The sequence below is a fragment of the Prevotella lacticifex genome (genome assembly GCF_019973375.1).
Classification (GTDB): Bacteria; Bacteroidota; Bacteroidia; order Bacteroidales; family Bacteroidaceae; genus Prevotella; species Prevotella lacticifex.
Map to the genome: position 1 here is coordinate 199,345 of NZ_BPTV01000002.1, position 14,332 is coordinate 213,676.

Here is a 14,332-nt window from a genome sequence, read left to right on the forward strand (position 1 = left end):
CCCCCGTCCCCCTGACCCCCTGACCCCCTTTATCCCTCCATAAAAGTCGTCAAATTCAATTGAAATCAAACATGTTTTATGTAATCTATCGGCATATCTATTGGCTTTCCTTTCGCAAATTATTCATTAAGTCTTTGAAGTTGTTCTCTATCTGGGATGAAGAACATCCGACACTCTCTAAATATCTATAAACATTTGATAAATCCGAATGTCTATTAAACGGAGCATCAGTCTCCGGAAGTATTCTGTTAATCGGAATAGATGATATAATACGTTTTCCTGATGCAGACAAACACATCGACTCATTTATAGAAAAGTAATATCCTTGACTTATTATTTCCTTAATAAGAGCGACATCACCCGAGTACCAATGAAATATAACGTTTTTAATACTGTGATGAACAAGCATTTGCAATAAAGTCGTCTCTGCTTTTCTTGAATGAACACTTATAATCTTAGACTTATTTTCAAGTATCTCCAATATAATATTCAGTACTTCAATCTGTGAATATTTTGAACGTATTCCTTTTTGAGAAAAATCTAAGCCTATTTCACCGATATAAGAGGTTTGGCTAACAAGGTCTTTGAAAATCTTGATTTCACTTCGAGCTTCTGCCATTAGTAGTGGGTGGAACCCTAAAGCCAATCTTGATTTCTTTAAATGCAAGAAATGCTCTTTGCCAATTTTATAGTGGGATGGCAGGTTTGTCATACCAATTGTAATGTTTCCGTTACGCTCAGATTCCATAAGGTAATCTTCTGGTCTTGAGAGCATATCTATGTGGCAATGTGTATCGATGTATCTCATAAACCAGCCATACTTTTTATCGTTGTAGTCCCTTTTCTTCGAATCCAATCTTTGATCTGGTCGTATGAATGCAATGCTAATCTTACATAGTCAGCTAATTCATGGACATCAGTTACTCCGTTTAAACGAAGTTCTTGAGCGATAGTTTCGTAATTACATCTATTCCTTAAGAAGTACAATAAAGATCTTACATCACTACTGCTTTGCTGACTGTGGTCAGTGATACGGAAATGCCGACTGTTGAAGATATCTATTCCAATTTGTGAAGGGTCATCAAGCCCAACAATATCTAACGCGACACGTCTATATATGCAAGGAAGGCATTTCCCACAATGATTTACTCCTTCTTTTCTATCCCACCATCTCTTGTGAGATCGCTTAGCACAGGAACATGAATCTTGATAAAGTCCTAAAAGAACTTGCTTCTTATCTACATTGGTGAAAGTTTCAAACATCATATCAGCTTTACTTTTTAAACGATACGGGTTGTAAAGCTTATTCATAATACCAATAGCACTAATTGCATCTTCCAATCTGTGTATGAAAGTAGGGTGTGTCGTTCTAGTAGAGCATGAACTTCTACGTCCTTTATCAAGAGGAATGTTTATTGAGATAGTGCCATTCTCCGGTACAATTAGTGGAGTATTTGGTGAGATGTGGTAACATGCATAAAGTCCCATAGCAAAGAATAGAAGAGAACGTGAACGAAACGTTCCCTCCGGGCCAGGATTATTTACCCAAGTAGATGGTTTCAGACCTGCGCTAACAGATAATTGAGTAAATTTCCCTTGGTACGGATGACCATTCACAGAACATTTAGTTAATATACGCTTTTGGTCTTTTCCTTCCTTACCTTGCTCAACATGAGATATTAAGAGTATCTTTTTGTTACCATCTAATGTGTATGCTTCGTCAACGAAACCGATTAACGAATCTAACCCTCCAGAAAATAACGAGACCTTCTGATAGTCATCAACATTTAACCTTTCGACCTCGGGATTGTATGTATAGGGTTCTATGTGCACAAATCGAAAAGACCACTGATCACCAGTCAAGAAATTTACCGCTTTAACAAACAATGTAGCAGCTTGATTCATGGCAACATCATTTACTGCAGGAATGTCTATGATGCTTAAATTCCTCATCCATCCATCATCAGAAAAACGATGTCTATTTATAGCTCTATCTATATCATAAACTATAACTGAAAAGACCAAGAAATCAAAGGCTATTGAATCCGTTTCACCTCCTATCCTCCATAAGCTCTCAAAGTTAAACTTTGTTTCAACAGAATGTTCGACGTTGTTGCCGTCCGTAAAAGATAAACGAAACTTACCAAATTTACGAATATTCTCAGACGGAATAAAATTCACATGTATGTTTAATGTCCCCATATACCAAGTATTTCATTAATCATATTACCTAAGAACTGCTGACCTTCTTGACTAGACAAGTCCAAATTACGTAATTCGTCCATAAATCGATCACCGAGTTCTACTTCAAGATAGTTTCTTATAGAGTCACATGTTTGAACAGCATCACCATCTTTGTCAAAAATATGAGATTGAAATAACTCGGCACCAAATTCAATTATGTACTCAATATAATATCGAATGATCCAACCGTCAATTTGGTCTTGAGAAGCATTTTCGAATATTTCTCTAACATCTTTACCATCCTGGCATTCTTCACATATCTTATTAATAACGGTTTCAAAAGCTACTTTGGCAGCATCATCGTCCATTGTAGCATCATCTTCACCTATAATATGCTTTCTTATCTCGTCAATCAGGTCATATTTGCTCTGTTGGTCGATATCATCTGGAGTGAGATTCAGAATGTCAGCAAGACTGCCACCTTGTACATTCACCAAGAAAGCTCCAAAAGCTTTACCTATTCTTGAGCCAGCATGTCCGAATCCGCTTTCGCTATGACCTTCCCCTCTATTTCCACTTGTTGCATTACTAAATGCTCTCATGTAGTTAGAACATGAGTTAGTAGTGTCACTGCCACTTTTAACGGCATTAACCAGTTGGGTTACTGCTCTTTTAGCAGTTGACCATTTAGGACCTGATTTAAAAGATTGAGAAGTTCCCATATCAATGTTGGTTTAAAGCGTTCTTAAGTCTATCGTTAAAATGTGAAGATAGTTCAGTTAAGTAATCTTTAAAAGGTTCTAAGTTTTTAATGCTCTTAATAAATGAAGAAGCAGCTGGTTGAATTTCTTCTATTCTTACTTGATTAAATAAAATTTTTAACCTTTCTAAACTATTTCTAATCAAAAGACCTTCACTATCAGCACATAGAATTCTCCATGACTGCACGTCTGAAGCATTTTTTCTTAGTTTATTATTTAATAGGTATGTAAACATATCACAGTCCGTCTCAGAACTGTATTCAACAGAGAAAATTCTTTTTTCTTCCGGTTTCAACGTTGTAATAGTTGGAAAATGTTTATATAAACGAAAGAAATCTCTGTGAACTTTGGCACTAATCATACTTTCAACAGGAACAGAGTTTTTTATAGATTCTCTTGAAAGCCAGAAGTAGTCCTTTAAATCAACTTTTGATAAAGATGGCTCTGACGACAACCAATTCATTAGTATAGGAGAAGTCCAGTTTTCTTTCCATCTTTCTGATTTTATATCTTTATCTTTAGCTTCTTTTTCTACGGTATCAATATCTATTATACAGCCATGGCTCTTTTTTAAAGTATCATCAGAAACTTCAAAATTGTATAAGTCCTCAAAACGGTCTCTATAAAGTGGACTATATTCCAAGACCATTAACTTAACCATAATTTCCGGACGGATATCATGAAATCCAGCAACATCAGCTAATTGTAGTCTTAAATCTAATGTGTTGAGAAAACGTTTAAGTTGTCTTGGATTTCCATTAAGGAAATGTTCCATTAAAGGAAGAATAGGGACAAGCCTTTCTACTGATGTAAAATTCACTTTATCACAATCGTGTTTCATATTGCAGATAGCATATTTACTGTGTTTATCTGTTTCCCTAAACTTAAGGAATTTATTAATTGGTTCATCTTTTTGCCCCTCTGGTAAATATTTTCTGCATAATAACAGTAAGATATATGTTTCTTGTTCACTAAAAGACAACTTTGGCAGCTTGAAAGGAATCTGTATCAACTTTTCAAGATAGTCTGAAAAAGGACTATATCTATTTCTGTCATCATTTGATGCATTATTCTTAGGATAATGTTTGTTGATAGCATATTCCAAAATTCTCTCGTCAGCGCCAATGACAAAGGCTGTACCATTTACATTTAAGAACAACTTAACTGCTTCAAGACATTCAATTATTCTATCCGGACTACATCTGTCTAAATCATCTATATAAACGACGACGCATTTATAGTTGGCATCCTTTATTATTTCTTCTAAACTTTTGCGAAATTGAGAAATAAAACGGGATGTGTTATATGGACTAATTTCAGAAATCAATCTATCGTAATCTTCCTTTTTTACCAATCCTTTAAGTTCATCCCAAGTTGGTAGTATTGAACTTATACTTGACGGAACAATCTTTGAATATATTTTTTTTAAACAAATTACACCCGCTTTTAAGTAGTTAAGTCTTCTAAATAAATCGTCTACTTTATCAAAAAAATCTTTTCGTTTAGATATATCATTTACAACGCTTGTAAGGATTTGTTCTATAAGTGTTAATTTTGTATTCTCATAGTTTTCAAACTGCCAACTATTGAATTCAATCTGGAGAACTTTGTTGTTTATCTTAGGCTGTCCGTCTGGTATTTTCGCATTTTCTGCTGCTATTTTAGAAATCCACGAATTCAAAGATTCCTGCATCAAGAGCATAAGGCTACTTTTTCCGGACCCCCAGTCGCCAAATATGCCAATTGATGTCGGCAACATGTCTTTTTGTAGGATAATCTTAGCCAGCAAGTCCGCATGGACTTGATAGCCTAACATATCTATGTATGATTCGGTATCTTTCCACATAAAATTTTAAATCTTATATTATATAGCTTGAGATTCTTTGCTTTAGTTTAAATTTTAAAAGATTACTTAGTTTACCATTTCAGAACCGTTTCTTCTTCTTTCCAATGTATCTTACTATATAGGTAAAATCCATGTCTTTATTTTCTACATGATAAAGTCCGCTGGAAAGTATAATTTCTACCTTTTGGTCTATTATTATGTATCGGTCATGATGTGAAGCACTACCGGGTAGAACAGTAACCCTCCAATCAGAACAACGACTCTCCAAATCAGTTTTTCCCGTATCATTTAATTCAAAACAATCTATTAGCAGTACTTTCTTGGGCAATATTTTTTCAAGAAAATTGATATCAGTATGCTCTTGAGTTGAATCTCTCGATATATATTTATCGTATATGACAACGTGTGATGCCCTTTGGCATAGTGATTTCAGATGCATTATTGCCTTCTGTCTGTCATCATCTTTTTCATACGATCCCACCAAATCATTTTCTATCTTTTCATCATCATCATTAATATTGACATATGGAAACGTAGAACTTGATTCTGAGAGGATTATTTTATAGGGAGTTCTTTGTGCTACTTCTTCAAGACTTAGATCTGTCAATTTTGCTTTTGTAAGTGCTTTCTGTAACGACATCTGCAATTTTAAACCTGTATCAGTATATTGCTTAGTACATGTTACAACCCTTCCACCCTTCATAAAATGAAAAAGGTGTCTTATTGTCTTACTTAACTTAGATGTATCATTAAGAAACTCATGATACTTTATAAAGAGTTCATTGTCCAATACAACACCATCAACCAAATTACTCATATCAACCGATCTCCAATAAGTCATTAAGTGAGACATCGAAGAATCCTTCAGGGAAATCAGAACTCAGCTTGCCATTACTCTCAATATTGATCTTTAAGAAAGAATCCTCAACACTCTGTTTATAATAAATGATAATATCTTCGGGTGATATTTCATTTGAATAAACCTGATATTGTAACTTCTCTATTAAGTTTTCAGAATGAGTTTCTATAAGAAGTTGGATACCTCCTTTAATAATGCGGGAGAAGAATACTCCTAACCTTGACTGGGCGGCTGGATGCAAATGGATTTCGGGATTTTCTATCATTAAAACATCTCCCTTGTTTGCCCTAAGACACATGATCAATACTTTTACAAGATAACTTACGCCAACTCCAAGTTGTTGTGGCAAGATATTATCTAACCCATCAGCAGTATAACTAACCTTTATCTGTGTACTAGTAATCTCCTCGGTTTTAACATCAAATGGTATTGATAGAATATAACTTAGCCACTGCCCAACTTGATAGCTTAATGTAAGAGATGTTCTTGTGTTAAAGCAGATGCTTTCATTTAAGGGTTTAGACTGCTCATGAAAGAATGTTCCAAAAATGTATTCTCCTTGAATACCAACTTTATATTTAGGGTTATACAATTCTCCATCCATCTTATAGCCCAATCGATTGGCTGATAGATAGTAGACATTTTTCTCCAAATCGTAAAAGCCATTTGACTTTGTTGAAGGTGCAGTTATGATATTACTGTCAGATAAAACCATCTCACCATTATCTGAATTTAAGACGACGGAATATTCTTCAGCAGCTGTATTACGATTTCTGTTTGTTGCAAAAGTGAAATCGAAATTTGACAGTAGTATCTTGCTATTCTCAACATTCTTGTCATGATATAAAGCTGAAAGAATAGCAGAGAAGCAGGCAGATTTTCCCGTTGAATTTAAACCTGTCAAGACTGTAATTGGACTTAATTTTAGTCTCGCCTCATTTATACTTCTAAAATTTTTTATGTTTACTTCCTTAAGCATAGTTGTAAAGTTCATTTAGAATTTCATCGATCAGTTCTTTCCTTTCCACAACTTTTGTTACAGAGTCAACATTGCTTCCATTGAAGGAACCAGACATATCCCAATCTTTCTTTTTAATACTTACTATTTGTTTTGTCCTTAATGGATTCTTATTCACAACGGGGAAAGAGAATACATAAGTTAGTGTTTCGAACAAGGGCATACTAACGGGACGTCTACTACTACCTTCCTCATGGGCGAACCGGAAACCATCGGAACCCATTATATCGTATATATAATCCATTGACGACAAAAAACGATGTTCTAAATCTTTAATTAGTCCATCATCCGCCTTATTATTTAGGAAAATCATCGTGCTGGCAAGAAAATCATCTATATCACTTTTGTAGCTGATGTCCTTTCCGTTGTTTAACTTCTTTACCCTTTCAGAAAAACCCCATAACAACATAAAAGAAACGCTTCTTAAAATTAAGTACGTATCTTTTTTCCGTTTCTCTGGTATACTATTACCTGTTGCTTTGAGGAAACTACCATTTTCCATTCGAAGATATTTCAACATCTCTGTAGCTTTGCCCATATAAAGAGCTTCTCGCATTTCTTGGTGCGTGAGCTGAGTACCACCCCTGTTTACTCTATCAAATATATCATACTTTACCCTTTCTGGAGTTGGAGGTTGTATTATATAGAAAGATAACTGATAATCTTCAAAAGCGCCACGCATTTTAGGAGGTAAGGTAGAGAATTTTTTTCCATTGAAACTTGGCATTACATGCAGTCCATTAAGGGTGAACTTGTCATCTTGGAAATCAATGATTGTAGTTATCCTTTGCTTACCATCAACAATTTGTTTGTTTCCATCACGATCCTCAAACAGATAGATAACAGGTATAGGAATACCCATAAGTATTGACTCTACCAATTCACTCATTTGTGAGCTTTTCCATACATTGTTACGTTGAAATTCTGGAGAGATCTCTAACTCATGGCGTTTTTCAACAAGTATTTTCACATGACTACAACTGAATTGCGCCCTGTTCACTCTTACTTCCGCAGGATAAACTTCATCTGAAGAACTATTCTCTTCATCAACTTCTCCTTCTAATTTCTCTTCTTTTAAGTCTTCCGTATTAAATTTATCCATGACAAAGTTTACTATCTAATTTATAACATTCTGGCATCTCTTCAAGATACGCCTTTGACTTGGACTCCATCGTAATGTATTGACAGGTGAGGTCGATGAGGTTCTTGAGATCGTGGATGTCTCTGTCTTCCCACTTTCTTATGTAGTGCGTCTCGTCGTTACCTAACCACGTAGCGCGGCGGACGAGTTCATTGATACTAGAGTTGTATATTTTGTTGACACAGCTTCCAAAGGCTTCTTTATTGGTCGTTTTTCTCCCGATCTCAATGTGACATCCATTGTATACCTTTTCCAGCCATTTCCTTTGTTCCTGAAGGATATAGTCGTTACAGCCATTTCCTTGTCACACATGGGCACTACCCCGGTGCTTCTGACTGTTGTGGTGTTTCTTCTTTCTGGATTACCCCCCCCTAAGAGGTGCAGCGCTAAAACTTTTGCCTTATGACGGCATCGGTGATAGAATATTCTAGCACGTTGCTTTAAAGCTGGCCTTAGCTCTTTATCTATTAGCTTGATAAGGTCCTTTGTTGTATCGAGTTTTTTAAAGAATTCAGTTCTTTTAGGATGTGGCACTGCGCTTTTCTCAATAGCTGGATTGAACCTAAAGGCATCGTTATATGCTGATTCAGTATAAGCTATTTTGGTAAAGTCCAATGCCTGCTGTCCTTTCTCCGTACGGACAAGTAGAAGGCTGGCGCCCTTGTCATCATCCATTTGGGGATGAACCTTGTCAATGCCCCAGTAATCAGCTATCGTTATATCACTCTTGCTTCTTCCGCACTTGGCCTGACAATTATAGCAGGAAGGACGAAGTATCATATCAGAAAGGAAAGCCCGCATAAAATGGTTGTCGCCATTATATGAGCTCATAGTATATGACTTATCTGACTCATTATAGCTCAGCGTGAAGTTGAAACGCTTCCAGCCTTGTGGCTTGTCTCTGAACTTTATATCTAAGATGGCTCGCTTCCCAGCCTGTGTAACCTCATCAAGGTACATTTCCCATACCTTTGGGCTGGGTACGCCATGGCACACAAAATCTACGGCAAGCAGATTTTCATAATCCTTGCGTAAATAGTGCTTGAGACCTGCTATTTGACAAGGAGTACCACTGAATAGGACTTTGCGACCTTCTTTTAGATATTTCTTTGCAAGACTTAGAGAATTATCCATCTTCGCCTGTAGATATTTGCTGCCACGGAAAGCGGCTAATCCCTCAATCGTCTCTGTCGGCACTATCTCTACCTGCCAGTCATCAGTGAACTTAGCACCGAATACAACGCCGCCCTCATTGATAACCTTTTCGGCCAGAATGGTAAAGACCCCTCCTGACGAGCTGTCTTTCCTTATCTCTTCATTCTTGTTAAGAGCTGCATACACGTTCTTTGGCTTGGCCTCCTCAGCAGGGTTGTGGAAAGGGCAGACCTTGACACACGCCTGGCAATCAATACATAGATTTGTATCTACCTTAGGGTAAAGAAAGCCTTCGTTATCCTCTACCATCGTAATGCATTGTTTCGGGCAGACAGTCTTACAAGCTGTGCACCCGCAGCAAACCTGATTACCTTTATTCTTTATGAGATCTTGAACGGTCATGACTTATTTAATGTTCAGTTGAGCTGGAGTTGTGACTAAATATTGCCAATTGCCTTTCATCTATGCTTTATGGAATTTATGGTATACGGCTACAACTCTCTCCTTAATGATTACTTTCTCATCCTTGCTCGTTCCCAAGAAATAGGCAGATGCTATGGTGCTGATTACACATAATGTGCACACGATAAGGAAACTAAACAGATTGACTGTCATTTCATTGTAAGCAAGTAATGGTACTATGGAGGCTACTATGGCTACAGCCAAAATAGGTAGCACAACTTTTCGTGCGTATGTCATCATGGGAAGGTCTATGAGATTACGCATCATGTATACTCGTGTAATCTGTGTTATTATGGCAATGCATCCATGCACGATATAGACACTCTCCGGATTGCCACCGAGTTTCAAGACGACGTATGCTATAGGGACAATGCATAAGAGTAATCCTCCACAAACTGCCTGATACAACTTAACCCTACCGGTTGCCTGGTTAGCGACGATATAAGGATTAGCGAGTGTCTCTGTCAGCATGATAAAGGCAATTAATCGAAAGAACCATACGGTATGTTCTGGTACTATGCCAAGCCAAACATGAAGGATTTGATGAGCTTCTAATGATATCGGGAGTACTATCAGAAAAAGCAAATAGAAACAGAACTTCGAACTTGTGAACATCAACTTATGCATCCTGTGGAGGTTTTGCTGAGCATACGACTTTGTAATCTGAGGGTTCACGGCAGTCTGTACATTTGCCACAAAGCCTTGGATTACGCCTTGCACTTGAACTGCAATGCCGCGAGCTGCATTTACAGCCGGACCAAAGAACATGTTTAACAACATATTCAGCCCCTGAGTAAAAAGAACGCCTGCAATATTCCCCCAAAGACTCCAACCTGCAAAACTTGACATTTCTTTAAACAGAGTTTTGTCTACCTTAAAGGAGAAGTTCACCTCTGAGAAATGTCTTTTACAATATATGTTGTAGATGAATCTGTCTAACAAGTTTACGCATAAGTAGAGGGCAGAGTACGTAATCAACTTGTCAAAAGGAGAGATGACGAGCATATAGACTATTATCAATTTTAGGACGACATCCATTATTGATATATAGGCAAAAGCTCCCATGCGCTCATGCGCAATGATGTCCGCATTATAAGGAAGACTGATGATACCGACCATGCTTGCTATGATGGAAAACTGATATACCCACATAGCAGCCGTCATTCTTTCCTCTGGAATAACCAACTTCTCGATCACAAACCATAATCCTACAGTCTCTGCAAGGATGAAGATAGCCAAGGCTATCATCATATGTATCTGCATGGCTGTGCGGAAGGTCGTCTTCAGATGTTCTTCATTACCTGTTGCTATATCGACATTCAGATACCGTTGTGTAGCGCTGGCCATAGCACCATTCAAGAAGCTAAACATGGAAACAACACCGCCAACCACATTATTGATACCATAGTCAGTAACACCAAGTGCCTGTAATATGACACGGGATGTAAACAGAGATACTGCCATGGTAAAGAACATGCGGATGTATAACATCACGGTGTTCTTGGCTATGCGCTTGTTATTTTCAGAAGAAGTCGGCATGAATTATAACTGTGTAAGCTATTTTGTTATTTAATTATACTTTACTATTTCCGTTCTCCTGTGAGGATATAATTTCTCATATCTAGCGGTGTTTGAACATAATGCTCCAATGTTGAAATCATACGTTTCCGATCCCAATTAATGCCTCTATTGAGTACGGTATATTGGTGTGCGTTTTTTGAATCCTCATTGAGAAATTGGAAGAAAATGTATAGGAACTGCATTTCATATTTTCCTCTAAATCGTTTAGGATCTTTAAAAAGATATTCCTTACTCAATTCTATTTCCGCTTTAGATGTTTTAGGTGCTTTCGGATACAAAGCTTCAATTTCAGATATAGAATATGCATCTTTGTTTGATGCTTTCATCACTTGGTAATTAAATAGAACTGAGGGAAACGAATCTTTTAAGTTTACCTCATTAGAGGAGTCTATCCCTTTATGTTTAATAGCTCTATACCAAGCGTTGAATAGCAGAACACCCGAATGGAATGCACTTAATTCTGAGTTAAAAAGATTTATAGTCTTTTGGTGTTTGCCACTAGAATCATTTCTACGGATTTTGTACTCATTTTCCAATATGTCCGATACAACAGTTTGATCAACATATAAATTCTCTATTGAATAGCATGGCGTCACATATATACGTTTATTTAAAGTTGAATTATCATCGAAATCAGCATCAACAAAATATCGAGTTAAATATTTGTTGTATTCTGGCTTAGAAGCTATGTATTCGCACATAGAAATGACATTCTTTTTTCCGTCACAAGGTATTCCCCTTGCACATTTTCCCATAATATCTGCAACTCTATGAGGATAAAAACACAGGTCATAATTTTCTACAAAACAATATATAGCTTCGGCACCATAGCTTATAATTTGATGATTAAAATCCATAAAATAAGTTGGTTCACACTCGGCTTCTGCTAACAACAAATCTGGAGAGAACCTATCATTCTTTCTCATTTCTGATTCCATCGGATAAAAATTCTTGCATACCTACCACATATTGTCTCATAGAATTACTTCTAAAGATAAATGGAGAATGGGTGACAGCAAGTAAAAATGCACACCTTCCAGATTTGTATATATCGTCTAATAGCCGTTCTTGCCAGAAGATAGATAGCGAGAGTTCCGGCTCATCAAGTAACATTACAAATTGCTTATCAATATCGAGATATATTTGTGCAAAGAGAGAAACTATCTGTTTCTCACCGGAACTTAGATTGCCGAGTTTAACTATGTTATTATCGTCATATAGTATTAGATCTCCTTTGCACCTATATATGTTAAGTGTCACCCGACTCTCATCGTAAACAAACTTCTTGTCCGTAAAGTATCCATTGCAGACATTGGTAAACTGCTTGATTGCAGTATCATACTTCTCCAAAGACTGATAGACCTCGTAAAGTTGCTCAAGAAAATAATTCAGATATCGATTTCTTTCCAATTCTCCCTTGTCAATCTGGTCAATAAACTGCTGCTTTTCATCATCAGTCAAATTGTTACCTGTGCGACCTAGTATTATTCTAATACTCTTCGCATCGAGATGTACATGATCCACGCTTACGTTTGGTTTAACATTTAGCAACTGTCGAATCATGTCACCAGATACCTTGGCAAAGCCTTGCAAAGATGACGTCTGAATCTTTTCTGTTACCTTTCTGATGATTTCCTCAACATCAGACATGCCGAAACGAATTATCTTGGCTGCATAGCTTTGATTTCTTTCATCATCGCTTTCCATTCGGTGTACCAACCTTCGCCTCTCAATTCTATTATTTATAAAATCTTCTCCCAAATCAGCCTCAACACGCCTATATGTAGGCTCAAACATTATATTGAAGTTGTAGGATTGTATTTTGTTTCTAAGAGACAAGAATACACTGAACCTTCTTTCATTTATCAAGTAGTTTTCAAGCTCTGCTTCTATCATTTGTCGAGGAAAGCGCTGGATGATGGGATTGGGAAAATTCTTGTATGTAATCTTTTGATTACGTAATACTGCCGCACATAGAGCATCGAACTCAGAACCAGTCAAATTGTTTTTCAGATATTCCACAAGACCGTTTCTTCTTTCATCATCATGAATACTTTGATAGTATTCTTCAAGCTGATCATGATCAAACTGATAAGTATTTTCTCCTATCTTTATTCTGATTGTTTTGAAGTGTATACCAAGCAGTTCTTTATACCTTCCCTGTATAGTATAATTTATAGCATTGAGAATTGTGGTCTTTCCGTAACCATTTTCACCTATAAGTATCAATATAGGGTGCTTAAATTCTATCCTTATGTCCTTATAACCGAACATTCCAGTTATTTCGAACTCTTGTATGAATGTAGTGCTTCCCATGCCCATATCTATCCAGTTATTTTACTACGACAAATCTTGTATCGTCCTTATAGTTGGCAGTGTAAGGATTCTCACCAAAGGCTATAAACACCTTTTGATTCCATATATAATTCCATAAAATCTTGCTTACTAAAATTGAAGATGACGGTGTCATCTTGTTACTACTGTATTGAGTGTTCGCCGCGTTGGCAACTTTTCCTTCCTTAATTGCCCTGCCCACTATATAGTCACTAAGTGCATTGAATGAAAACTCTTCTTTGACACTTCTCAAATAATCGTTAATAACTTTCTTCATTTCCTCTTCACTGTATTCAACAGGAACAGGATTTGAACTGTAATATGTTATGTTCATAATCGAATTACTTTTTTATAATTAGACCTTACTGATGTAATAGTAAACGTCCAATTGTTGCCTTTCGCCTTTAAACGGAGTAGTTTCGAGTACTTCTCTTTCTGCTAAGCCGAGCAAAAAATATATTTAATCTATGTCGAGTAGTCCAGTCTGCATCTGAACGTAGTCACGGCAGCCCTTAGAGAACTTCTTGAAGAAATTTACCTATCCTTGTTCAATATTTTTGCTTTTCGTCTTGTATAGGAATTGATGCCTTCCAATATCTGAGTATGAATTTAAGTCGATGACTGTGTAACGAAATTCTAAGAGTTTAAGCAATACGTCATTATAACCTGTCATCTTCTATGTGTTTATACATCCCATATTCCTTGCAGGTTTAGCTGGCATTTTAAATTGTTTTCACCTAAAAGACAAAAGGTATCTACAACTCCCTTTTTGCTTATCTTTATCATCGTCAGATAAATTTACATTCATCTCAATGTCTTTCTTAAAACTTGCTTTAAAGTATTCAATTGCCAAATGAACTGTACTATCCGACATAAAATAAGGTGTGTTAAGAATCATGCTCTTCATCATTTCGCACAACTGGGCTGCACTCGGTGTTGAAATAAGCATTGCGGAATCGTATTCTTTTATTTTATCGTTGTCCATTTTATC

The 14,332-nt window shown here is 36.6% G+C and carries 13 protein-coding genes; all 13 read right to left on the minus strand.

Annotation, left to right across the window (positions count from 1 at the left end):
- Positions 1-97: 97 nt before the first annotated feature.
- The 13 genes from LDN30_RS11265 to LDN30_RS11325 all read right to left on the minus strand — a co-directional run bounded on the left by LDN30_RS11265 (position 98) and on the right by LDN30_RS11325 (position 14,326).
- Complete coding sequence (locus LDN30_RS11265) at positions 98-808, minus strand: TatD family hydrolase (RefSeq protein WP_223929549.1); 711 nt, start codon at positions 806-808, stop codon at positions 98-100.
- On the minus strand, positions 805-2,202 hold the full coding sequence (gene qatC / locus LDN30_RS11270) for a Qat anti-phage system QueC-like protein QatC (protein ID WP_223929550.1): 1,398 nt from the start codon (positions 2,200-2,202) through the stop codon (positions 805-807). Before qatC ends, LDN30_RS11265 begins: the two co-directional genes overlap by 4 nt.
- On the minus strand, positions 2,190-2,906 hold the full coding sequence (locus tag LDN30_RS11275; RefSeq protein WP_223929551.1) for a Qat anti-phage system associated protein QatB: 717 nt from the start codon (positions 2,904-2,906) through the stop codon (positions 2,190-2,192). Before LDN30_RS11275 ends, qatC begins: the two co-directional genes overlap by 13 nt.
- A gap of 1 nt (position 2,907) precedes the next feature.
- Positions 2,908-4,791 carry a KAP family P-loop NTPase fold protein gene (locus LDN30_RS11280; protein WP_223929552.1) on the minus strand — a complete coding sequence of 628 codons (1,884 nt, stop codon included), beginning with the start codon at positions 4,789-4,791 and terminating at the stop codon, positions 2,908-2,910.
- A 79-nt stretch (positions 4,792-4,870) separates the two neighbouring features.
- Positions 4,871-5,608, minus strand: coding sequence for a hypothetical protein (locus LDN30_RS11285; protein WP_223929553.1), 738 nt, complete (start codon positions 5,606-5,608; stop codon positions 4,871-4,873).
- Position 5,609: 1 nt separating this feature from the next.
- Positions 5,610-6,629 (minus strand): AAA family ATPase, encoded by a 1,020-nt coding sequence (locus tag LDN30_RS11290; RefSeq protein WP_223929554.1) that lies wholly within the window; start codon positions 6,627-6,629, stop codon positions 5,610-5,612.
- Positions 6,622-7,770 carry a DUF262 domain-containing protein gene (locus LDN30_RS11295; protein ID WP_223929555.1) on the minus strand — a complete coding sequence of 383 codons (1,149 nt, stop codon included), beginning with the start codon at positions 7,768-7,770 and terminating at the stop codon, positions 6,622-6,624. Before LDN30_RS11295 ends, LDN30_RS11290 begins: the two co-directional genes overlap by 8 nt.
- A gap of 162 nt (positions 7,771-7,932) precedes the next feature.
- Positions 7,933-9,366, minus strand: coding sequence for a Coenzyme F420 hydrogenase/dehydrogenase, beta subunit C-terminal domain (locus tag LDN30_RS11300; protein ID WP_223929556.1), 1,434 nt, complete (start codon positions 9,364-9,366; stop codon positions 7,933-7,935).
- A gap of 60 nt (positions 9,367-9,426) precedes the next feature.
- On the minus strand, positions 9,427-10,890 hold the full coding sequence (locus LDN30_RS11305; RefSeq protein WP_306421518.1) for an MATE family efflux transporter: 1,464 nt from the start codon (positions 10,888-10,890) through the stop codon (positions 9,427-9,429).
- A 119-nt stretch (positions 10,891-11,009) separates the two neighbouring features.
- Positions 11,010-11,933, minus strand: coding sequence for a DUF4435 domain-containing protein (locus LDN30_RS11310; protein ID WP_223929558.1), 924 nt, complete (start codon positions 11,931-11,933; stop codon positions 11,010-11,012).
- Positions 11,920-13,323 (minus strand): AAA family ATPase, encoded by a 1,404-nt coding sequence (locus LDN30_RS11315; protein ID WP_223929559.1) that lies wholly within the window; start codon positions 13,321-13,323, stop codon positions 11,920-11,922. Before LDN30_RS11315 ends, LDN30_RS11310 begins: the two co-directional genes overlap by 14 nt.
- A gap of 16 nt (positions 13,324-13,339) precedes the next feature.
- Positions 13,340-13,675 (minus strand): hypothetical protein, encoded by a 336-nt coding sequence (locus LDN30_RS11320; RefSeq protein ID WP_223929560.1) that lies wholly within the window; start codon positions 13,673-13,675, stop codon positions 13,340-13,342.
- Between the two features lie 399 nt (positions 13,676-14,074).
- Positions 14,075-14,326: a hypothetical protein gene (locus tag LDN30_RS11325; protein WP_223929561.1), complete on the minus strand. Its 252-nt coding sequence runs from the start codon at positions 14,324-14,326 to the stop codon at positions 14,075-14,077.
- Positions 14,327-14,332 lie beyond the last annotated feature (6 nt).

What these genes read in the sequence shown, in the direction of transcription:
- LDN30_RS11325 (WP_223929561.1), bottom strand. Translation starts at nt 14,326, where the DNA reads ATGGACAACGATAAAATAAAAGAATACGATTCCGCAATGCTTATTTCA.
- LDN30_RS11300 (WP_223929556.1), bottom strand. Translation starts at nt 9,366, where the DNA reads ATGACCGTTCAAGATCTCATAAAGAATAAAGGTAATCAGGTTTGCTGC.
- LDN30_RS11310 (WP_223929558.1), bottom strand. Translation starts at nt 11,933, where the DNA reads ATGAGAAAGAATGATAGGTTCTCTCCAGATTTGTTGTTAGCAGAAGCC.
- LDN30_RS11265 (WP_223929549.1), bottom strand. Translation starts at nt 808, where the DNA reads ATGAGATACATCGATACACATTGCCACATAGATATGCTCTCAAGACCA.
- LDN30_RS11290 (WP_223929554.1), bottom strand. Translation starts at nt 6,629, where the DNA reads ATGCTTAAGGAAGTAAACATAAAAAATTTTAGAAGTATAAATGAGGCG.
- qatC (WP_223929550.1), bottom strand. Translation starts at nt 2,202, where the DNA reads ATGGGGACATTAAACATACATGTGAATTTTATTCCGTCTGAGAATATT.
- LDN30_RS11295 (WP_223929555.1), bottom strand. Translation starts at nt 7,770, where the DNA reads ATGGATAAATTTAATACGGAAGACTTAAAAGAAGAGAAATTAGAAGGA.
- LDN30_RS11285 (WP_223929553.1), bottom strand. Translation starts at nt 5,608, where the DNA reads ATGAGTAATTTGGTTGATGGTGTTGTATTGGACAATGAACTCTTTATA.
- LDN30_RS11275 (WP_223929551.1), bottom strand. Translation starts at nt 2,906, where the DNA reads ATGGGAACTTCTCAATCTTTTAAATCAGGTCCTAAATGGTCAACTGCT.
- LDN30_RS11320 (WP_223929560.1), bottom strand. Translation starts at nt 13,675, where the DNA reads ATGAACATAACATATTACAGTTCAAATCCTGTTCCTGTTGAATACAGT.
- LDN30_RS11315 (WP_223929559.1), bottom strand. Translation starts at nt 13,323, where the DNA reads ATGGGAAGCACTACATTCATACAAGAGTTCGAAATAACTGGAATGTTC.
- LDN30_RS11280 (WP_223929552.1), bottom strand. Translation starts at nt 4,791, where the DNA reads ATGTGGAAAGATACCGAATCATACATAGATATGTTAGGCTATCAAGTC.
- LDN30_RS11305 (WP_306421518.1), bottom strand. Translation starts at nt 10,890, where the DNA reads ATGGCAGTATCTCTGTTTACATCCCGTGTCATATTACAGGCACTTGGT.